General features: G+C 59.7%; 21 protein-coding genes, 2 tRNA genes and 1 other RNA gene. 16 read left to right on the forward strand and 8 right to left on the reverse strand.

Going from position 1 to position 18,639, the window contains the following annotated elements:
* Positions 1 to 43 precede the first annotated feature (43 nt).
* From KYK83_RS04590 to KYK83_RS04600, 3 genes are all read left to right on the forward strand, one after another.
* Positions 44 to 1,042: an alpha-ketoacid dehydrogenase subunit beta gene (locus KYK83_RS04590; protein ID WP_222827445.1), complete on the forward strand. Its 999-nt coding sequence runs from the start codon at positions 44 to 46 to the stop codon at positions 1,040 to 1,042.
* Between the two features lie 5 nt (positions 1,043 to 1,047).
* Complete coding sequence (locus KYK83_RS04595; RefSeq protein ID WP_222827353.1) at positions 1,048 to 2,355, forward strand: dihydrolipoamide acetyltransferase family protein; 1,308 nt, start codon at positions 1,048 to 1,050, stop codon at positions 2,353 to 2,355.
* Between the two features lie 372 nt (positions 2,356 to 2,727).
* Positions 2,728 to 2,804, forward strand: a tRNA-Asp gene (locus KYK83_RS04600).
* Positions 2,805 to 2,922: 118 nt separating this feature from the next.
* Here KYK83_RS04600 and KYK83_RS04605 read toward each other — a convergent pair.
* The 5 genes from KYK83_RS04605 to KYK83_RS04620 form a co-directional block, all read right to left on the reverse strand.
* Complete coding sequence (locus tag KYK83_RS04605) at positions 2,923 to 3,138, reverse strand: DUF2842 domain-containing protein (protein WP_103023333.1); 216 nt, start codon at positions 3,136 to 3,138, stop codon at positions 2,923 to 2,925.
* A complete protein-coding gene (locus tag KYK83_RS04610) occupies positions 3,135 to 3,707 on the reverse strand; it encodes a 5-formyltetrahydrofolate cyclo-ligase (RefSeq protein ID WP_222827354.1) in 573 nt (190 codons plus the stop codon). Before KYK83_RS04610 ends, KYK83_RS04605 begins: the two co-directional genes overlap by 4 nt.
* 66 nt (positions 3,708 to 3,773) lie before the next feature.
* A non-coding RNA gene (gene ssrS / locus KYK83_RS17605) (6S RNA) lies at positions 3,774 to 3,943 on the reverse strand.
* A 10-nt stretch (positions 3,944 to 3,953) separates the two neighbouring features.
* A complete protein-coding gene (locus tag KYK83_RS04615; protein ID WP_103023335.1) occupies positions 3,954 to 4,277 on the reverse strand; it encodes a cell division protein ZapA in 324 nt (107 codons plus the stop codon).
* Positions 4,274 to 4,453: a hypothetical protein gene (locus KYK83_RS04620; RefSeq protein ID WP_234003115.1), complete on the reverse strand. Its 180-nt coding sequence runs from the start codon at positions 4,451 to 4,453 to the stop codon at positions 4,274 to 4,276. Before KYK83_RS04620 ends, KYK83_RS04615 begins: the two co-directional genes overlap by 4 nt.
* 205 nt (positions 4,454 to 4,658) lie before the next feature.
* On the opposite strand from KYK83_RS04620, the gene tkt reads away from it, so the two are divergent.
* Genes tkt through KYK83_RS04640 form a run of 4 tightly spaced genes read left to right on the forward strand, consistent with a single transcriptional unit; the run spans position 4,659 to position 9,364 of the window.
* On the forward strand, positions 4,659 to 6,650 hold the full coding sequence (gene tkt / locus KYK83_RS04625) for a transketolase (RefSeq protein WP_222827355.1): 1,992 nt from the start codon (positions 4,659 to 4,661) through the stop codon (positions 6,648 to 6,650).
* Positions 6,651 to 6,666: 16 nt separating this feature from the next.
* Positions 6,667 to 7,674 carry a type I glyceraldehyde-3-phosphate dehydrogenase gene (gene gap / locus KYK83_RS04630; RefSeq protein ID WP_103023337.1) on the forward strand — a complete coding sequence of 336 codons (1,008 nt, stop codon included), beginning with the start codon at positions 6,667 to 6,669 and terminating at the stop codon, positions 7,672 to 7,674.
* A 10-nt stretch (positions 7,675 to 7,684) separates the two neighbouring features.
* A complete protein-coding gene (locus tag KYK83_RS04635) occupies positions 7,685 to 8,884 on the forward strand; it encodes a phosphoglycerate kinase (protein ID WP_222827356.1) in 1,200 nt (399 codons plus the stop codon).
* A gap of 12 nt (positions 8,885 to 8,896) precedes the next feature.
* Positions 8,897 to 9,364: a PaaI family thioesterase gene (locus tag KYK83_RS04640; RefSeq protein WP_222827357.1), complete on the forward strand. Its 468-nt coding sequence runs from the start codon at positions 8,897 to 8,899 to the stop codon at positions 9,362 to 9,364.
* Here the strand turns inward: KYK83_RS04640 and KYK83_RS04645 are convergent, their stop codons facing one another.
* Complete coding sequence (locus KYK83_RS04645; protein WP_222827358.1) at positions 9,365 to 10,123, reverse strand: flavodoxin family protein; 759 nt, start codon at positions 10,121 to 10,123, stop codon at positions 9,365 to 9,367. It abuts the gene before it with no gap.
* A gap of 135 nt (positions 10,124 to 10,258) precedes the next feature.
* On the opposite strand from KYK83_RS04645, the gene KYK83_RS04650 reads away from it, so the two are divergent.
* Positions 10,259 to 11,146 (forward strand): fructose bisphosphate aldolase, encoded by an 888-nt coding sequence (locus KYK83_RS04650; RefSeq protein ID WP_222827359.1) that lies wholly within the window; start codon positions 10,259 to 10,261, stop codon positions 11,144 to 11,146.
* Between the two features lie 10 nt (positions 11,147 to 11,156).
* Here KYK83_RS04650 and KYK83_RS04655 read toward each other — a convergent pair whose 3' ends face one another.
* Positions 11,157 to 11,477, reverse strand: coding sequence for a hypothetical protein (locus tag KYK83_RS04655; RefSeq protein WP_222827451.1), 321 nt, complete (start codon positions 11,475 to 11,477; stop codon positions 11,157 to 11,159).
* Positions 11,478 to 11,627: 150 nt separating this feature from the next.
* Here KYK83_RS04655 and thiE point away from each other — a divergent pair, with 150 nt between their 5' ends.
* From thiE to KYK83_RS04670, 3 genes are all read left to right on the forward strand, one after another.
* Positions 11,628 to 12,251, forward strand: coding sequence for a thiamine phosphate synthase (gene thiE, locus KYK83_RS04660; RefSeq protein WP_222827360.1), 624 nt, complete (start codon positions 11,628 to 11,630; stop codon positions 12,249 to 12,251).
* Between the two features lie 61 nt (positions 12,252 to 12,312).
* Positions 12,313 to 13,515 (forward strand): L,D-transpeptidase family protein, encoded by a 1,203-nt coding sequence (locus KYK83_RS04665; protein ID WP_248284279.1) that lies wholly within the window; start codon positions 12,313 to 12,315, stop codon positions 13,513 to 13,515.
* 17 nt (positions 13,516 to 13,532) lie between these two features.
* Positions 13,533 to 14,189: a M23 family metallopeptidase gene (locus KYK83_RS04670; protein WP_222827361.1), complete on the forward strand. Its 657-nt coding sequence runs from the start codon at positions 13,533 to 13,535 to the stop codon at positions 14,187 to 14,189.
* Here KYK83_RS04670 and KYK83_RS04675 read toward each other — a convergent pair whose 3' ends face one another.
* On the reverse strand, positions 14,190 to 14,558 hold the full coding sequence (locus tag KYK83_RS04675; protein ID WP_248284254.1) for a hypothetical protein: 369 nt from the start codon (positions 14,556 to 14,558) through the stop codon (positions 14,190 to 14,192). It lies immediately after the preceding gene.
* A gap of 141 nt (positions 14,559 to 14,699) precedes the next feature.
* On the opposite strand from KYK83_RS04675, the gene efp reads away from it, so the two are divergent.
* The 5 genes from efp to KYK83_RS04700 all read left to right on the forward strand — a co-directional run bounded on the left by efp (position 14,700) and on the right by KYK83_RS04700 (position 18,615).
* The gene (gene efp, locus KYK83_RS04680; protein WP_103023344.1) at positions 14,700 to 15,263 is read left to right on the forward strand and encodes an elongation factor P; all 564 of its coding nucleotides are present in this window, start codon (positions 14,700 to 14,702) and stop codon (positions 15,261 to 15,263) included.
* Positions 15,264 to 15,383: 120 nt separating this feature from the next.
* Positions 15,384 to 16,205 carry an inositol monophosphatase family protein gene (locus KYK83_RS04685; RefSeq protein ID WP_103023345.1) on the forward strand — a complete coding sequence of 274 codons (822 nt, stop codon included), beginning with the start codon at positions 15,384 to 15,386 and terminating at the stop codon, positions 16,203 to 16,205.
* A gap of 215 nt (positions 16,206 to 16,420) precedes the next feature.
* The gene (locus KYK83_RS04690; protein ID WP_222827362.1) at positions 16,421 to 16,615 is read left to right on the forward strand and encodes a hypothetical protein; all 195 of its coding nucleotides are present in this window, start codon (positions 16,421 to 16,423) and stop codon (positions 16,613 to 16,615) included.
* Between the two features lie 68 nt (positions 16,616 to 16,683).
* Positions 16,684 to 16,768: transfer RNA gene (locus tag KYK83_RS04695), tRNA-Leu, on the forward strand.
* 47 nt (positions 16,769 to 16,815) lie between these two features.
* The gene (locus KYK83_RS04700) at positions 16,816 to 18,615 is read left to right on the forward strand and encodes an SLC13 family permease (RefSeq protein ID WP_173829987.1); all 1,800 of its coding nucleotides are present in this window, start codon (positions 16,816 to 16,818) and stop codon (positions 18,613 to 18,615) included.
* Positions 18,616 to 18,639: the final 24 nt, after the last annotated feature.

Raw genomic sequence — 18,639 nt, forward strand, 5'->3', positions numbered from 1 at the left:
ATGTCAATCAAACGTTTCATCCGGCACCGAACGCCGGCTGAACATGATCGAAGCGATCAATGAAGCGCTCGATGTATCGATGCAACGCGATGACGACGTTGTCGTCATGGGCGAAGACGTCGGCTATTTCGGCGGGGTGTTTCGCTGCACCGCGGGTCTGCAGGAGAAATACGGCAAGACCCGTGTCTTCGACACGCCGATCAATGAATGCGGCATCATCGCGGTAGCGGTGGGGATGGGGGCCTATGGCCTGCGCCCCGTGCCTGAAATCCAGTTCGCCGATTACATTTATCCCGGTCTCGACCAGCTGATCAGCGAGGCGGCCCGGCTACGGTATCGCTCGGCCGCGGAATATATCGCTCCGATGACGGTGCGCAGCCCGTTCGGCGGCGGCATCTTTGGCGGACAGACGCATAGCCAGAGCCCTGAAGCGATCTTTACGCACGTTTCGGGCCTGAAGACGGTTATTCCGGCCACGCCTTACGATGCCAAGGGGCTGCTGATTTCCTGCATCGAGGATAACGATCCGGTGATCTTCTTCGAGCCGAAGCGGATCTACAACGGTCCGTTTTCCGGTTATTACGACAAGCCGGTGCAGCCCTGGAAGAAATTCGACGCCAGTGTGGTGCCCGAAGGATATTACAAGATCCCGCTGGGCAAGGCGCGTCAGGTTACCGAAGGCGAGCAGCTCACCATTCTGGCTTACGGAACCATGGTCCATGTGGTCGAAGCCGTGTGCAAGGAGAAGGGCGTCCAAGCAGACATCCTCGATCTGCGCACGCTGGTGCCGCTGGACATCGAGGCGATCGAAGCATCGGTCGAGCGTACCGGCCGATGCCTGATCGTCCATGAGGCGACCCGCACGAGCGGCTTTGGCGCCGAACTTTCCGCATTGGTGACGGAGCGCTGCTTCTATCACCTCGAAGCCCCGGTCGAACGCGTTACAGGCTTCGACACACCCTATCCCCATAGCCTCGAATGGGCCTATTTTCCCGGCCCGGTCCGCATCGGCGAGGCCATCGACAAGATCCTCAAGGACTGATCCCCATGGCGAAATTCACCTTCAACATGCCCGATATCGGCGAAGGCATCGCCGAGGCCGAAATCGTGCAGTGGCACAAGCAGGTCGGCGATACGATCACTGAAGACGAGGAATTCGTCGACATGATGACCGACAAGGCCACCGTGCCCATGGAAAGCCCGGTGACCGGCAAGATTCTCGAGATCGCGGGCGGCGAGGGCGACATGGTGTCGATCGGCTCCATGCTCGTCGTGATCGAAGTCGAAGGCGAAGTGCCCGACGAGGTGATCGAGGAAAACGAGGCGGCGGCCGATGCCGCGCCAGCGCCGAAGGACGACGAGGTAGAAGAGCGGATCGAGGTCGAAAATCCCGATCCATCGGATGCCGACGACGCGATGGCTGCCGATCCGAGCCCGCCGCCAGCACCCGCCCCGACGCCTGCCCCTGCACCGGCGCAGAAGGCCGATACGCCGGTTCTGGCAACGCCTGCCGTGCGCAAGCGGGCACGCGATCTCGGTGTCGATCTGGCACAGGTGAAGCCGGCCGAGGATGGCCGCGTTCGTCATGGCGATCTGGACCAGTTCCTGTCTTACACATCGGGTTATGGCGCCGCTGCCAAGACCCGCGAGGACGAGGAAAAGAAGGTCATCGGCATGCGCCGCCGCATTGCCGAGAACATGGCCGCGTCGAAGCGCAACATCCCGCACTTCTCCTACGTGGAAGAATGCGATGTGACTGCGCTGGAAGAACTGCGTGGGCAGCTCAATTCCAACCGCGGCGATAAGCCCAAGCTGACGCTGCTTCCGCTGCTGATCACCGCGATCTGCAAGACATTGCCAGATTTCCCGATGATCAACGCACGGTACGACGATGAAGCGGGCGTGGTGACGCGGTATGGCGCGGTGCATCTTGGCATGGCCGCACAGACCGATGCCGGTCTGATGGTGCCCGTCATCAAGAATGCTCAGGCCAAGAACCTGTGGCAGTTGGCCAATGAAATTACGCGTCTGGCCGAGGCAGCCCGAAATGGCACCGCCAAATCGGAAGAGCTGCAAGGTGGGACACTGACGGTGACATCGCTCGGACCGCTTGGCGGGGTAGCGACGACACCGGTCATCAATCGTCCGGAAGTTGCCATCATCGGTCCGAACCGCATCATCGAACGCCCGATGTATGTTACTGGCACGGATGGCGTGGAGCGCATCGAAAAGCGCAAGCTGATGAATATCTCGATCAGTTGCGATCATCGCGTTGTCGATGGTTGGGATGCGGCAAGCTTCGTACAACAGCTGAAGAATCTGCTCGAAAAGCCTGCTCTGATCCTGGTGGACTGACGCGATTAGCTGGCCTCGCTGGCTGGCGAGCGCACAGTCGCAAACCGTCTGATAAAATATGCCCGGTGCGTGGGTTGCGATTTAGCAGCCCCGCGCCGGGCGCCTTCGTTTGTCCAGAATAGCTTGTAAAATCCCGGCAGCCCCATTTATGTCGAGCAACCCTTTCGGAAATAACGATAAATTCCGGTCCGCGACGATGGGATGCATGATATCGGCATAGGACATTGGCTGAATTAGGCCGCGATCCAACGCGCCGAATTGTGGTAAAACTGGAGGTCGAAAAATGCCCGCACAAAAAGAGCAAAAAAGCGTCACATCGGCCATTGACAGAAATCGGACCCGCCCGTAGATGCGCGGCTCCCAAGTGGCTGCGCGGGTGTAGCTCAGTTGGTTAGAGTGTCGGCCTGTCACGCCGAAGGTCGCGGGTTCGAGTCCCGTCACTCGCGCCACTTGGGAATTTTCTCTACAATTCGACTATGGTCAAAGCGCCTTGTTTGAAGATGCGCCGACGACCTATCGCGGGCCCTTCACGAACGGCGTTAGATGGCGCTCGACATGCGCCGGGGATCAACCCCAGCGCCCGGTTTCCATCCAGATGAGAAAGCGCCTGAGCGGCAGCAGCCAAATCAGGCCCAGAACGATGTAAATGAGCGTCTGCACGAGGGTAGGCCAATCGCCGATCACACCGGGGGCATAACGCGCGATGACAATCCCGTAGATCGCCAGCACCACCAGCAGGCCGAGAATGCCAACGGGAATGCGCCAGGTCGGTTCTTTCCTCATGCGAAAGGTCCGTACATGCGCGTAGGAGTTACGACGGCCCCGAGGGGTATGTCGTGCGGCTCTGTAGGCAAGGTTTCGACAAGCTGACAGTCCCAGGCGAGCCCGATCGTTGTCGTACCGGGATGCGCAACAAGCCAGCGGTCATAGTGGCCGCCACCCTGACCGAGGCGACCGCCGGTTTCGGTAAAGCCGACCAACGGTACGAACAGGACGTCGGGTACGATTTCTTCCGTCGCAGTCGTCGGCTGCTTGATGCCGAAGGGCCCCGTTTCAACATCGCTTTCATCGTGAGGATCCACGAAGCGGCGGAATTGCATCCGCGTATTCATGGCCGAAAAATGCGGCAACGAGATTTCGTGCCCCTGTTCGAAAAAATAGCGTGCGTAGGCCGCTGTCGGCGCTTCGGAAGAGCCGGCGTGATAAAGCCCGATGGTCGCATCGTCCGGTATCATTTCCATGAGGGGGGCAGGCGGGCGCATGAACACGAGCGTGCGCATGCTATCGGGAAGGGCGGCCACGTGTTCACGCCGTTTGGCGCGAAGCTGCTTTCTGAGATCGTTCTTGGTCACACACAGGTCCTTATCGGCAGATCACTCCGGCGTCCAAGGGATCAACGATGGGGAGGGATGGTGAGTGGCGGAACCACCATGGGTCGTTTCCGGCGAAATCCTCTGACGCGAAAACGTCAGGTGGGTACCGTTTGCCCCAATCCCACGGCCGAACCGGTGGACCAGGGCAGGGACAGCTCCCATGGATTGCTTATAGCCTCAGGGATATTCATGCGGCTCGTGCCGGGCAGTCCCGCCGTGCCCTATTTAGGAGGTACTGCCGCTACCCTCAAGGGTGGAAGCGGCATTCTCCAGCGCGATGGCCATGCGTTCGAGCTGATTGCCCAGACGATCCGTGTCGAAACCAGGTTCTGTGGCCGGTGAAGGCTTGTCCCGTGCTTCTTCCACTTCGTCCGCAAGTATGAGCGCGGCGAACAGCAGGTTCTTGGCATCGTTACTGGACAGATTATTGCCCATCGCACTCAGTTTGCCATCGATCACGCTGGCAAGGTGCCGAACATGATCTTCCTGCCCATCGGCACAAGAGACGGTATAGTTGCGGCCACCGATCGAAAGCGTGACGTCGCTCATCGCTTCAGACCTTCGATGAGATCGTCGAGTTGCGAAATGCTGCCCGACACCCGTTTGCGCAGCGTTTCATAGCGTTCGGCCAGTTCGGCATCGCCCGCATCTGTCGCTGCAGTCGAATGGGAGGCCAAGGCGGCCTGCGTTTCGATCCGCGCAAGGGCGCGATCGATGCGGTCCATGGCATTTTTGATGCGGTCGGAACTCATAAGGCGTGCAGAATACCGATTTTGCCGCGGCGAGGCAAAGGTTTGCAGCCGCCTGTTGATAAGTGAAGTGAAGGGGGCGGAAGCTGTGAATGCCCACCTGCGCGGGTTGACCTTGCGCGCGCGCTCCGCGAAGGCTTCGCGCGCGTCGAATCGGCCCCTTTTTCCGGAGAAATTTCCCATGAGTCTCGCCACATCTCGCATGGTCCCGATGGCCAACGCCATCAGGGCGCTTTCGATGGATGCGGTACAGGCTGCAAACTCAGGGCATCCGGGAATGCCGATGGGTATGGCCGATGTGGCGACCGTGTTGTGGAGCGAGTATCTAAAGCATGATCCCAAGGCCCCCGGCTGGGCCGATCGGGACCGCTTCGTGCTGTCGGCCGGACACGGTTCGATGCTGATTTATTCGCTTCTTCATCTGTCGGGTTACGAACGTCCCACGATGGAAGACATCCGCAATTTCCGTCAGATTGGCAGCCCTTGCGCCGGGCATCCGGAAAACTTCCTCCTCGACGGCGTTGAAAGCACGACCGGCCCGCTGGGCCAGGGCCTGGCGATGTCCGTCGGAATGGCCATGGCCGAACGTCATCTCAATGCGACGTTTGGTGACGAGATCGTCGATCATCGCACTTGGGTGATTGCCGGTGACGGTTGCCTGATGGAAGGCATCAATCACGAAGCGATCGGCCTTGCCGGGCACCTCAAGCTGGGCCGTCTGACAGTGTTCTGGGACGACAACAACATCACCATCGACGGGACGACCGACCTTTCGACCAGCGAAAACATCAAGGCGCGTTACGAAGCGACCGGATGGCATGTAGTTAGCTGCGACGGCCACGATTTCGACGACATTCGCCGGGCGATCGACGAGGCGGTCGCCGATGAACGCCCGTCGCTCATCGCCTGCAAAACGGTGATCGGAAAGGGAGCGCCCAACAAGCAGGGAACCAGCGCGACGCACGGCGCACCACTTGGCGATGACGAAATTACCGCGGCGCGCGGTGTACTGGGCTGGGAATCGGCACCGTTCGAAATTCCCGAAGAAGTGCTGTCGGACTGGCGCGGCACGGCGGACGACGGCGCGCGGGCGCACAGCGAATGGCAGATGCGCCTCGACGGGTATGCGCAGAAGGCGGAATTCCAGCGCCGGATGGCGGGCGAGCTGCCCAAGGACTTCAGCCTCGACAAATATATCAAGGGGTTGATCGATCAACCTCAGAAGGTTGCAACGCGCAAGGCCAGCGAAATGGCCCTGGCGGAAATCAACACCGGCCTTCCCGAAACGATTGGCGGCAGTGCCGACCTTACCGGTTCGAACAACACCAAGGCAGGCGGTATCGGCCCGTTCACGGCCGATGATTACAGCGGCCGCTATGTCTATTACGGTATTCGCGAATTCGGCATGGCCGCAGCGATGAACGGCATGGCACTGCACGGCGGCGTCATTCCTTATGGCGGCACGTTCCTGGTGTTCACAGATTATTGCCGCGCGGCCATCCGGTTGTCGGCCCTGCAGCAGGCGCGCGTCGTTTATGTCATGACGCATGACAGCATCGGATTGGGGGAAGACGGCCCGACCCATCAGCCCATCGAGCATGTCCAGTCGCTGCGCATGATGCCCAATCTGCTGGTCATGCGCCCCGCCGATGCAGTCGAAACCGCGGAATGCTGGGACATAGCGCTGCGCCAGCCCGATCGCCCGACGGTGCTCGCGCTGAGCCGCCAGAACCTGCCGCAAATGCGGACGCACCAGCTCTCCGAAAACATGACCGGGCGCGGTGGTTACCGGCTCAAGGCGGCGCAGGCTGCGCGGCGTGTCATCCTGATTGCGACCGGATCAGAGCTGCATGTGGCGATGGAATGCGCGGAAAAGCTGGAAGCGGACGGTATCGGTGCCGATGTCGTATCGATGGTGTGCACGCAGCTTTTTGACGAGCAGGACGATGCCTATCGCGCCGACATTCTTCCGGATGTTTCGCCCGACGAAGTTTTGCGGGTGAGCATCGAAGCGGGCACCACCTTCGGGTGGGATCGCTATACGATGACCAATGGCTTGCGCATCGGGATCGATCGGTTCGGCGCAAGCGCACCCGCCGAAGATCTGTTTGAAAAATTCGGCCTCACTGCGGACGCGATCGTTCCGCAAATCATGAATAAACTGAACGCTTAAGCAGGAGTTCTTTCCAATGGCGACCAAGGTTGCAATCAACGGTTTCGGACGTATCGGCCGCCTCGTGGCGCGCGCCATTCTCGAGCGCGACGACCATGATCTGGATCTCGTCAGCATCAACGATCTGGCGGATACGAAATCGAACGCGATCCTGTTTCAGTACGATTCGACGCACGGGCGCTTCCCCGGCACCGTCGAAGTGGGCGACAACGCGATCATCGTGAACGGCAAGTCGATCGCCGTGACCAGCGAGCGCGAGCCCGGCAAGCTGCCGCATGGCGAGCAGGGCGTGGACATTGTGCTGGAATGCACCGGTTTCTTCCAGTCGGACGAGGCGTGCCGCCCGCATCTCGATGCAGGCGCCAAGCGCGTGCTGATCTCAGCCCCGGCTAAGGGCGTTTCCGCGACGATCGTCTTCGGCGTCAATGACGAGACCCTGACAGCGGAAGACGTGATCGTCTCCAACGCCAGCTGCACGACTAACTGCCTCTCGCCGATGGCCAAGGTGCTGCACGAAACCGTCGGTATCGAGCGTGGTTTCATGACCACGATCCACAGCTACACCAACGACCAGCGCATGCTCGACCAGATGCATGGCGACATGCGCCGCGCACGCGGCGGGGCGCAGAACATGATCCCGACAACGACCGGCGCTGCCCGCGCGGTCGGCCTCGTACTGCCCGAACTGGCAGGTAAGCTCGACGGGTCGAGCGTGCGTGTGCCGACGCCGAACGTCAGCCTTGTCGATCTCGTCTTCACCCCCGGCCGCGACACCAGCGCCGAGGAACTGAACGCGGCCCTGAAGGCCGCGGCGGAAGGCAAGATGAAGGGCGTGCTCGATTACACCGACCAGCCACTGGTCTCCTCGGACTTCAACCACTATCCGGCCAGCTCGACCATCGACAGCCTCGAAACCAGCGTGATGGAGGGCAAGCTCGCCCGCGTCGTGAGCTGGTACGACAACGAATGGGGCTTCTCCAACCGCATGATCGATACCGCCGGCGTAATGGCGAAGTTCCTCTAAGGACATTTGCATGAGCAGCTTCAGGACCCTGGACGACCTTGGCGACATCACCGGCAAGGTTGCGCTGGTGCGCGTCGATCTCAATCTTCCGATGCAGGAAGGCCGGGCATCGGACGTCACCCGTGTCGAGGTGGTCAAACCAACCATCCTCGAATTGGCCGATAAAGGCGCCAAGATCTTGTTGCTTGCCCATTTCGGCCGACCGAAGGGTCAGCGCCATTCGACCATGAGCACGAGCATGGTGCAGGGCGATATCGAGCGGGTGCTCGACCGTGAAATCATGTTCATCCCCGAAGTCATGGGGCCGGTCGTCGAACAGTCGATCGGGATCCTGCGCGATGGCGATATCGGGCTGCTCGACAATGTCCGCTTCTGGCCCGGCGAAGAAGCCAACGATCCGGAATTCGCCAAGGGTATCGCGGCGAACGGCGATTTCTATGTGAACGATGCGTTTTCTGCCGCGCACCGCGCGCACGCGTCGACCGAAGGGTTGGCGCGTCTTCTCCCGGCATATGCAGGCCGCGCCATGGAGACCGAACTAAAAGCGCTGGATGCGGCCCTAGGGAATCCCGAGGCGCCGGTCGCGGCTGTCGTCGGGGGAGCAAAGGTTTCGACCAAGCTCGAGGTGCTCCACAATCTGGTCGGTAAGGTCCAGCACCTCATCATCGGCGGGGGCATGGCCAACACCTTCCTGGCAGCGAAGGGAGTGGATGTTGGTAAATCGCTGTGCGAGCACGATCTGACCGACACTGCCAACCGCATAATGGACGAGGCGGACCATGCAGGATGCACTGTGCATCTGCCTTACGATGTGGTGGTCGCAAAAGAATTCGCCGCCAATCCGCCGAGCATGCGGACCTGCAATGTGCATGAAGTCGCCGCCGACGAAATGATCCTCGACGTAGGTCCGCTCGCGGTCGAAGCGCTTGCCGACGTGCTCAAGACTTGCCGGACGCTGGTCTGGAACGGGCCGCTGGGCGCGTTCGAAACCCAGCCGTTTGATGCGGCGACGGTTGCGCTTGCCAAGACGGCTGCAGCGCTCACGCAGGATGGTTCGCTGACATCGGTTGCCGGCGGCGGCGATACGGTCGCAGCGCTGGCGCACGCCGGTGTGAAGGACGAATTTACTTTCGTTTCCACGGCCGGCGGGGCTTTCCTGGAGTGGATGGAAGGCAAGCCCTTGCCCGGCGTTGCCGCACTGTCGGCTTAGGAGCATGCGGATATGACCGAGATCGTCGAGCCCAGCCACGGTCCAATCGCGATCACCGAAGGCGAATGGTCGGGTTGGTCCACCTGGAAATCTGACGCGTTCGAGCAGACGGCGGGACCGTTCTACGAAAAGCAGGACACGAACGGCGACTGGATTTGTGCCTTCGTCGCCGAGCAACGTCACATGAATGGTGCAGGCTTCATGCACGGCGGTTGCCTGATGACCTTTGCAGATGCTGCGCTGTTCACCATCGCCCGCAACGAGATGCGTGACAGCTACGGCGTGACGATGAACCTAGCAGGCGATTTCCTGGCCGCGGGCAAGGTCGGACAGCGCATCGAGGGCAGGGGGGAAGTGACGCGCGGCGGCGGTAAAACCGTGTTCGTACGCGGCATCGTGACGGGCGATGGAACGCCGCTGCTCAGCTTTTCCGGCATTATCCGCAAGACCGGCAAGCGCGCCGACAGGATTGGCGACTGATCAGCGATATTCGGGATTTGGCGCATCGAAACGGCGACCATCGTTCCACATATCGACCGAATTTCCGTGGGCGGGAATACCTCCAGCATCCTTGAGCATGCGTGCCATGTGCATCAGGTTCCAGGTCATGAATGTGGTGTTGCGACGGGTGAAGTCATTGTCGAAGCCGACATATCCCTCACCATCTTCCCTCGCGTCGCCATAGCTCGGCCCCGGTCCGGCTTCGCCCACCCAGCCGGCATCGGCTTGTGGAGGAATGGTGTAACCGACATGCTGTAGCGAGTAGAGCACGCCCATACCCACGTGCTTGATGCCGTCTTCATTGCCGGTCACGATGCAGCCACCGACCTTGCCATAGAAAACGTACTGGCCCTTGTGGTTCGTCTGACCCGAGTGGGCGTAGAGCCGCTCGATCAAGCGCTGGCAGACGCTGGATTTCTCGCCAAGCCAGATGGGCGTACCGACCACGAGAATATCGGCGGCCTTCACCTTCTCCCAGATGTTCGGCCAATCATCATGGTCGGCGCCGTGTTCGGTCATGTCGGGGAACACGCCCGGGGCGATGTTGTGATCGACCAAGCGAACTTGTTCCAGCGCTACGCCATTCCGCGCGAGAATGGCTTCGGCAATACCGAGTAGTTTGTCGGTGTGCGAGCCTTCAGGTCTGAGTTTGAGGGTACAATTGATTGTCAGCGCATTCAGATCGGAGAAATCGGTCTGACTGTTGCTGGTATGCGGATCGTTCTTGTCATTCGGCATGTCGTCTCCTTCGCTCAATACGAAATACGATCGGGTTGGCGATAAGTTACCCATCGGCTGTTGCAGGTGCGAAAGCGCCTTTGTATGTGCGGTGCATACGAATGCATGACCACAATCGAGTGACGGGGTTCCCAGATGACTTTCGATGAAATGAAGGCGCGTATCGCACAGGGCCAAGGCTTTATTGCAGCACTTGACCAGTCCGGCGGGTCGACCCCCAAGGCACTCAAGGGTTACGGCGTCGAAGACGGTGCGTGGACGAGCGAAGAAGAGATGTTCGGCCTGATCCACGAAATGCGTCAGCGCATTATCGAGGCCCCTTGCTTCGGCAACGGCAAGGTCATCGGCGCGATCCTTTTCGAAAAGACCATGGAGGGCGAAAGCGCCGGCAAGAGCGTTCCGGAACGCCTGAAAGAGCGCGGTATCGTGCCGTTTCTCAAGGTCGACAAGGGTCTCGAGGACGAACACGACGGCGCCCAGCTGATGAAGCCCAACCCCGACCTTGAAGACATGTGCAACCGCGCGCGAGAACTGGGGGTATTCGGCACCAAGATGCGTAGCGTCATCAAGTCTGCGGACCCGGTCGGAATCAAGGCAGCCGTTCGCCAGCAGTTTGCCGAAGGCGCAAGGATCTTGAGCTGTGGCCTGATCCCGATGCTTGAGCCGGAGTATGACATCACTGCTGCCGACCGCGCTGAGGGTGAGACAATCATGCTGGAGGCGATCGAGGAGGGTCTTGAGGCACTGCCCGCCGGTCAGCAGGTCATGTTGAAACTCTCGATCCCCAAGGAAGCCGGATTATATGCAACGCTCGCGAAACACCCCAAAGTGTTGCGCGTCGTCGCACTTTCGGGTGGTTATTCGACAGAAGACGCTTGCCGCGAACTTGCAAAGAATCCGGGAATGATCGCAAGTTTCAGCCGAGGCCTCTTGCAGGACCTGCGAGCCTCGCAAAGCGATGAGGAATTCGACGGCACCTTGTCGAGTGCCATCGACCAGATCCACGCTGCCAGCGTCGCCTAATTCTCAGGCGTCAGCGCTGCTCGAATACGAAGCGATATTCGCCGACCGGGATTTCCCGGTCGGTCGTCTTTTCAGGCGTAGCCGAAACAAGCACGTAGGTCCGCCCGAGTATCTCGTAAGGTTCGCCCAGGGTGAGAGGGGCTGTCTGCTTCCAGTGTGTCGCGGCGATCCGCGTCGACACAGTGAGCTTTCCGGCCCAAACGCAGCGCGCATTCATAGGGCAGCGGCTGTCTTCCGTGACGGCCAGAGGTGTCAGGATCGTATCGCCGGTCCAGACAGGCTGATTGATCCCGACGGCAGTGCCTCGCGAGGCCGCATCTCCGTTCGACATAGGTGTGTCCGGGATAATTGCGCAGGCAGATAGCGGCGCGAGGATGACGGCGGCAAATAGGGCTTTCATACGACCCGATAAACGATCGTCACGCTTTCGGAGTTCTGAACGCGTGACGAAATGAGAGGATCGCATTAGAGGACGCGGTCTATGACAGATTGCCAGCTTTACCTCATTTCGCCGCTCGATGTTTCGGGTGATTTCCCCCAGCGACTGGAACGAGCGCTCGATGCGGGAACCGGGATTGCGACCGCGTTCCAGTTTCGCGTGAAGGGCATCGACCAGCACGAAGCCGCGAAGCTGGCGGAGCCCCTGCAGGCGATCTGCGCTGCACATGACGTGGCCTTCATCGTGAACGACGATGTTGCTCTGGCAAAGCGGCTGAACGCGGATGGCGTGCATCTGGGGCAGGGCGACGGCGAACCGAAAGATGCTAGGGAAGAACTTGGCCGCGACATCCAGATCGGGGTTACCTGTCACGCATCGAAGCATCTGGCGATGGAGGCGGGAGAGGCCGGCGCGGATTATGTCGCGTTCGGTGCATTCTTCGACAGCACGACGAAGGCGAGCGAGCACCGTCCTGATCTGGAAATTCTCGAATGGTGGAGCACGCTATTCGAAATCCCGTGCGTTGCCATTGGCGGTATAACGCCCGAAAACTGCAAGCCGCTGATCGATGCAGGGGCCGACTTCCTCGCTGTCTCAGGTTCGGTCTGGAACGGTGACGAAGTCGCAGCGATCAAAGCCTTTGCGGAGCAAATCGGGACGGCATGAGTTTGCTTTCCTGAAGGGGCGGACCACGCCCCCGGTTCAGGAGGCTTCCCCCGTGCGTTCAATGATTTTCGTCGCTGTGTCCTCACTCGCTCTGGCCGCGTGCGGCATGCAGGGACAGGACAACGACAGCGAAACCGACACAGCTGTTGCTGCGAGAGGTAGCACAGACCTAGGTTACGACACCTATGGCTCGGACAATCTGGCCGACACGATGGCGTCGAACGACGATGCGCATCTCAACGGCTTCGATGCTGATAGCAACGCGGTTGCCGTTGCAGAAGAAGAACGCCCCATCATGCAGGCTCAGGTGGTTCTCGATCGGGTTGGCTTTGGTCCTGGCGTGATCGACGGGAAAATGGGCATGAGCACGGAGAATGCCTTGCGTGGTTTTCAGGAAGCCAATGACCTCGAAACTACCGGCGAACTCGACGATGCGACCAAGGCTGCCCTCTCGAAATGGGAAAAGATTCCCGCGACACGCGTGGTGACCATTCCTTCCAACTGGTCAAGCGCGCAGTATTCCGAAATTCCCGACGATCCCGCCGATATGGCGAAGCTGAAGAAGCTGGGATATACATCGCTGGATGAGCGACTGGCCGAGCGGTTCCATACCACTGTGGATGTTCTCAAGCAGTTGAACCCGCAGGGAGGCACCTCACGTACGCAAGGGGCGCCTCAACCACGTTCGGTCGCGTCCGGCTCGCCAGAGACGCCTCAATCCCAGGATTATTTTACTGCGGGACAGGAAATCCGTGTGCCGAACATTGGGGCGGATCGCATCAAGCCCGGATCGGTAAACAATAGCGATTGGCAAAAGACGCTGGCCTCCCTGGGCGTAGGGACAGAGCAGCCAGAAGTGGACCGCATCGTAGTGAGCAAGGCGGGAAAGACGCTGAAGGCTTATCAAGGCGACAAGCTGGTCGCCTTGTTCACCGTCAGCTCCGGGTCGAGCCAGTACCCGCTGCCGCTGGGAGAATGGGACATCGTCGGCGAAGCCTACAACCCGACATATAGTTACGACCCCGAAGTGCTGGGCAAGAACGGGTCAGACGATGGCACACACGAATTTGCGCCGGGCCCGAATTCACCCGTGGGCGTGGTCTGGATCGATCTCAGCAAGGATCACTATGGCATCCATGGAACTCCCGAACCCGAAACTATCGGCCGTGCACAGAGCAGTGGCTGTGTCCGCCTGACCAATTGGGACGCTGCGCGGCTTGCCGGGATGGTCTCGCAATCAACTCAGGTGATTTTCGAAGCGTAAGCCGCTAGTCTCGCCTGATGAAGATCGTCGACCGGATATTGACCATTGTGATCACCGCCACGCTGACCAGCGCGGTATGGATCGTGGCGGGTGGCAGCCTCATCGAAAATGCCAACAGTTCCAGTCAGATCAAGGTGACCCGGCCAGCGGCCGCTGCTCCTAGCCCTACGCCGAGTGAAACTACGGGCGCGGAGCCGCTGGATACTCCGGTTGCGGAATCGACAGTCACCGTACAGCCAAACCAGTTGCTGATCCCGGTGCAGAACATCCGCCCGAGCGATCTTAGCGATACCTATAGCGATTCGCGTGATGGCGGCTCGCGTCTTCACGAGGCGCTCGACATCATGGCCCCCAAGGGGACAAGCATACTATCAGCTACGCCGGGCGTAATCGAACGGCTGTTTCAGTCCGATGCGGGCGGGAAGACGATTTATGTCCGCTCTGTCGATGGCGAGACGATTTATTACTATGCGCATCTCGATGATTATGCGCAGGGTCTGAAAGAGGGGCAGCGGGTCCGCCGTGGTCAGCGGATCGGAACGGTGGGAAGTTCTGGTAACGCCTCGGAAGATGCGCCGCATCTGCACTTCGCGATATTACAGACGACCAAAGACGCAGAATGGTGGGAACCGGCGACTGCGATCAATCCGTTTCCGCTACTCAGCAACAGGTGATCAGTTTTTTACCGGGCCCGAACGATGGCAGCGCAGGCGCCCGAGTTTTCCATCGCTTCCGACCTCTTGAAGAATGCCAGAACCTAGCCGCATGAATTTCATGCCGCGCATGGGGCCCCGCGTGAAGGTCACTTGCTTGCCCTCCATGAGATAGGTCCCGGCACTGTTGCCCGAGCGATAGCTTGAGCCGCCAATGATGGTAAAGTCGCGGGCATCCTGTTCGAGCCAGGCCGAACCGGCGGCATCGCCCGGCAAGGCGCAGATATATTCGCCTTGGTCTAGCAGAGCCAAGCGGCCTTGCGCGGAAGCCGGTGCAGTCGTTGCAGTTGCAAGCGCGGCGAGCAGGATGAATCTGTTGGTCTGTTTCATGTCCGGTATCCGAATAACGATATAGCGATGTTCGCCCCGTTTTTCCACTCGCTTGCCCGCACGGGTTTGCTCGGCTAAGGCGCGCGGCATAGTTCCGCCGGTGGGCGGGCATGCTCTTTTATAAGTTGAAGGTAGCTTCCCATGAAGATCAGCGGCGTGGACATTCGTCCGGGCAATATCATCGAATACGAAGGCGGCATCTGGAAAGTCGCCAAGATCCAGCACACGCAGCCTGGCAAGGGTGGCGCCTACATGCAGGTCGAAATGAAGAACCTGCAGGATGGCCGCAAGACCAATGTGCGCTTCCGCAGCGCCGACACGGTCGAAAAAGTCCGCCTCGATACCAAGGACTACCAGTTCCTCTATGAAGATGGCGACATGCTGGTGTTCATGGATCAGGAAAGCTACGAACAGATCAACCTGCCGAGCGACCTGTTGGGCGATGCGCGCCCCTTCCTGCAGGACGGCATGCAGGTGAAGCTCGAACTGTGGGAAGAAAAGCCCATCTCGGTCGAGCTGCCGGCGCAGATCGAAGCCGAAATCGTCGAGGCCGACGCCGTGGTGAAGGGGCAGACCGCTTCGTCGAGCTACAAGCCCGCCGTGCTGGACAACGGTGTCCGCATCATGGTCCCGCCGCATATCGAAAGCGGAACGCGGATCATCGTCGACGTTTATGAACAGAGCTACGTCGGCAAAGCCGGATAGGCGATATTTCGCCGTCCAGTCCCTGAATACCGAGGGCACAAAGTTCGACCGAAGTTGAGATCGGGCAAACCGATCACGTAGCCGGTTCCACCAAAGTGCTGACCGAATAAGAGAGTTCCCATGGCCGTTTTATCGGGTGTCATCCGCGTAATGGAAAAGGCAGCGCGCAAGGCGGGTGGCCGCCTGCGACGCGACTTCGGAGAGGTCGAGCACCTCCAGGTCAGCCATAAGGGGCCGGCAGACTTCGTATCGAAGGCGGACCGGATCGCCGAACGCACGATCTACGACGAACTTCTCGCCGCACGGCCGGATTGGGGATTCGTGATGGAAGAAGCCGGTGTGATCGAAGGGGACGAAAACAAGCCCCGATGGATCGTCGATCCGCTCGACGGCACCAGCAACTTCCTGCATGGCATTCCGCATTTCGCTATCAGCATCGCCGTCCAGGAACCGAAGCTCGGCGGTGGAGGCTGGGGCGATGTCACGGCAGCGGTCGTCTACAACCCCGTCACCGACGAGACCTTCTGGGCCGAAAAGAGCCGCGGCGCCTGGCTGCACGATGGACGGTTACGGGTGTCTGCACGTCGCAGTCTTTCCGAAGCCCTGATCGCGACCGGCATCCCCTTTCAGGGCCATGGCAATTTCGGCGAATGGACCAAGATCTTCGGCGCGATCGGTCCTCAGGTTGCAGGTATCCGGCGCTACGGCGCGGCATCGCTTGACCTCGCATGGCTCGCGGCCGGCCGCTTCGACGGCTTCTGGGAAAGCGATCTCAACGATTGGGATACTGCCGCTGGTTGCCTTATCGTTCGTGAAGCAGGCGGCTTCGTTTCCGATTTTCGTGGTCGGTCGGAGCCCATACATGCGGCTCAGGTTCTCGCCGCCAATGACACATTGCATTCCAAGCTGCACAAGCTCCTCGTAAACGCTCTCAAGGCTTAGAATTACAGGGCGAGCGAGGCGGGGAACCAACCCTGCTAGGCAACGTCTCTTGAGTAACGAAACTCAATAGGTCGCGCATGTTGAAAGTGTTGGGTGTTGCCATGGTTTTTGCAGCGTGTCCCGCACCTGCAATGGCGCAACCTGCTGCCTCGGGAATGCCACCCGGGCCTGCGTTGCATCCACACGATTTCAACTTGGCCGACGTGGCATCAGCCGTGTCCCTAAAGCAAGTCAAAGTCACGCCGATGCAGCCCGTTCTGCCTCGCAATGTGGATCTACGCGATTTCAATCCGCCAGTGGTGCAAGTTGAGCTGGCAGACCGCGGGCCGGTACTTTCCGTCGGGGCAATCGGAGCCAGGTTCAAAGATGCCCCGCGGCTTGCCCACATCGCCATCGGTATGGATTTCTGATCAGCAATTGCAACGCGGCGCTTGAACAGGCTGCAACTGCAAGCTATCCGCCGCGCTCCCGACCCAGTGCCCCTGTGGCGGAATTGGTAGACGCGCTCGACTCAAAATCGAGTTTCTTCTGAAGTGCCGGTTCGAGTCCGGCCAGGGGTACCAAACTATTCCTTGCTACTAAGAGGATAGTTTGGAAGGCAGGTTATTGGATGATCGGGGTTCCTTCCTACCACGCAATTGCTGCAATGGCCGTGACGACCGCGATGTTCGTGGCGTTCGCGCGTGGCCGGATGTCGGTCGAGATCATCTCTTTGCTCACGATCGCGGTAATCGCGGTTGGACTGTATTTCTTTCCTCTACCTGACACGCAACCTATCGATGGTCTCGGCTTGGCATTTTCCGGCTTCGGCCATTACGCTCTGATTACCATCTGTGCGCTCATGATCATGGGCAGAGGGCTGGTTGTTACCGGCGCTCTCGAACCGGCCGCCAGATTTCTGGAGCGGCTGTTCAAGGTCAATCTACAGCTCGGCCTGCTGTTCTCGCTCGTAGTCACATTCCTGCTGTCGATGGGCATCAATAACACTCCTGTGCTTGTGCTCTTGATGCCGATCTTCGTTCACCTCGCCATGCGTGGTGCGATGGCTGCGTCGAAAACGCTCATCCCGCTCAATGCAGCATCGCTTATAGGCGGAATGGCGACGACGATCGGTACATCGACCAACATCCTGGTCGTATCAATCGCGGTGGATCTCGGCATGCCGGAAATGGGTGTCTTCCATTTCACCCCGATCGTGCTGATCGCCGCTGTGGTTGCGCTGCCATTCATATGGATTGTTATGCCTCGCATGCTGGGCGACAACCGTATCGAGACGGTTCATGCCCAGCGCTTGTTCGAAGCCAGACTTCGTGTGACTGAAAATTCCGTGCTCAATGGCCGCGAGCTATCCGAACTGAGTACTCGCTTGCCGGCGGGGATCGAGTTCCACGACGTTCCAGTGGGCCTGCTTCGCCCCCAGCACCGCCTCCGCATGACCGGTACGCACGAAGCGATCGAAGAAGCGATGGCAACCTTGCGCGGAGATGCTGCGCCAAGCTGGGTGATCGATCGTATCCGCCGCAGGTCGGATGAAACCGGGACCGACATCGCCGTGGGCGAAATGATCGTCACGGCGGATTCGCGGCTCATCGGTCGGACGCTTCCGAGCTCGGGTATTGCCGATCTCTATGGAGTCGCGGTCATCGGCACTCATCGCCCTGATCGTCTGGTGGGTGAGAAGGAGCAGTTCTCAGAAGGCGGCGATCTTCGTTTTGCCGAAGGGGACGTGCTGCTGGTTATGGGGCTGGCCGACGACATGCAGCATTTCGCGCGGTCGGACAGTCTGCTCCAGCTCGAGGGGATGCGAGAACTGCCGCGTCGTTCGAAGGCAGTGCTCGCCGCGGGCATAATGGGTGGGTCGATCACGCTGGCGTCGATCGGGCTAGTTCCAATTGCCATTGCATCGCTCGCAGGCGCGATACTCATGTTTGTTACCGGCTGCGTGAAGTTCGATCGGGTGGGGCGCGGGCTATCAGGTAGCGTAATCGTTCTAGTGGCGGCCAGTATTGCTTTGGGCAGGATCATTCTCGAGAGTGGTGCAGCCGACTGGATCGGCGGGGTCATGGCGGCGGGGCTCGATTACCTTTCCCCGGGCGCGGCGCTGGCCGCCATTATGCTGGCCATGACGTTCCTGACCAATTTTGCGTCGAATGCCACGGCGGCCACCGTGGGCACTCCAATAGCTTTTGCTATCGCCAGCAAGCTGGATCTTCCGCCCGAGCCCTTGGTGCTGGCTGTGCTGTTCGGGTGCAATTTGTGTTATGCGACGCCTATCGCTTATCAGACCAATATGTTGATCATGGCCGAGGGATCTTATGAATTCAGAGATTACGTGCGCACGGGAGTGCCGCTCGTCCTGATCATGGTTACCGTATTGTCGCTCGCGCTTGTCGTGACCTACGGCTTGTAGAGCGCCGCTTACCGTTCGTCTTCG

The sequence above is a fragment of the Qipengyuania pacifica genome, from assembly GCF_019857205.1.
Taxonomy (GTDB): domain Bacteria; phylum Pseudomonadota; class Alphaproteobacteria; order Sphingomonadales; family Sphingomonadaceae; genus Qipengyuania; species Qipengyuania pacifica.

Coding starts and splice junctions, on each gene's coding strand:
- KYK83_RS04590 (WP_222827445.1), top strand. CDS start 44: ATGATCGAAGCGATCAATGAAGCGCTCGATGTATCGATGCAACGCGAT.
- KYK83_RS04595 (WP_222827353.1), top strand. CDS start 1,048: ATGGCGAAATTCACCTTCAACATGCCCGATATCGGCGAAGGCATCGCC.
- KYK83_RS04605 (WP_103023333.1), bottom strand. CDS start 3,138: ATGAGGAAAGAACCGACCTGGCGCATTCCCGTTGGCATTCTCGGCCTG.
- KYK83_RS04615 (WP_103023335.1), bottom strand. CDS start 4,277: ATGAGCGACGTCACGCTTTCGATCGGTGGCCGCAACTATACCGTCTCT.
- KYK83_RS04620 (WP_234003115.1), bottom strand. CDS start 4,453: ATGGACCGCATCGATCGCGCCCTTGCGCGGATCGAAACGCAGGCCGCC.
- tkt (WP_222827355.1), top strand. CDS start 4,659: ATGAGTCTCGCCACATCTCGCATGGTCCCGATGGCCAACGCCATCAGG.
- gap (WP_103023337.1), top strand. CDS start 6,667: ATGGCGACCAAGGTTGCAATCAACGGTTTCGGACGTATCGGCCGCCTC.
- KYK83_RS04635 (WP_222827356.1), top strand. CDS start 7,685: ATGAGCAGCTTCAGGACCCTGGACGACCTTGGCGACATCACCGGCAAG.
- KYK83_RS04640 (WP_222827357.1), top strand. CDS start 8,897: ATGACCGAGATCGTCGAGCCCAGCCACGGTCCAATCGCGATCACCGAA.
- KYK83_RS04645 (WP_222827358.1), bottom strand. CDS start 10,123: ATGCCGAATGACAAGAACGATCCGCATACCAGCAACAGTCAGACCGAT.
- KYK83_RS04650 (WP_222827359.1), top strand. CDS start 10,259: ATGACTTTCGATGAAATGAAGGCGCGTATCGCACAGGGCCAAGGCTTT.
- KYK83_RS04655 (WP_222827451.1), bottom strand. CDS start 11,477: ATGTCGAACGGAGATGCGGCCTCGCGAGGCACTGCCGTCGGGATCAAT.
- thiE (WP_222827360.1), top strand. CDS start 11,628: ATGACAGATTGCCAGCTTTACCTCATTTCGCCGCTCGATGTTTCGGGT.
- KYK83_RS04665 (WP_248284279.1), top strand. CDS start 12,313: ATGATTTTCGTCGCTGTGTCCTCACTCGCTCTGGCCGCGTGCGGCATG.
- KYK83_RS04670 (WP_222827361.1), top strand. CDS start 13,533: ATGAAGATCGTCGACCGGATATTGACCATTGTGATCACCGCCACGCTG.
- KYK83_RS04675 (WP_248284254.1), bottom strand. CDS start 14,558: ATGAAACAGACCAACAGATTCATCCTGCTCGCCGCGCTTGCAACTGCA.
- efp (WP_103023344.1), top strand. CDS start 14,700: ATGAAGATCAGCGGCGTGGACATTCGTCCGGGCAATATCATCGAATAC.
- KYK83_RS04685 (WP_103023345.1), top strand. CDS start 15,384: ATGGCCGTTTTATCGGGTGTCATCCGCGTAATGGAAAAGGCAGCGCGC.
- KYK83_RS04700 (WP_173829987.1), top strand. CDS start 16,816: ATGATCGGGGTTCCTTCCTACCACGCAATTGCTGCAATGGCCGTGACG.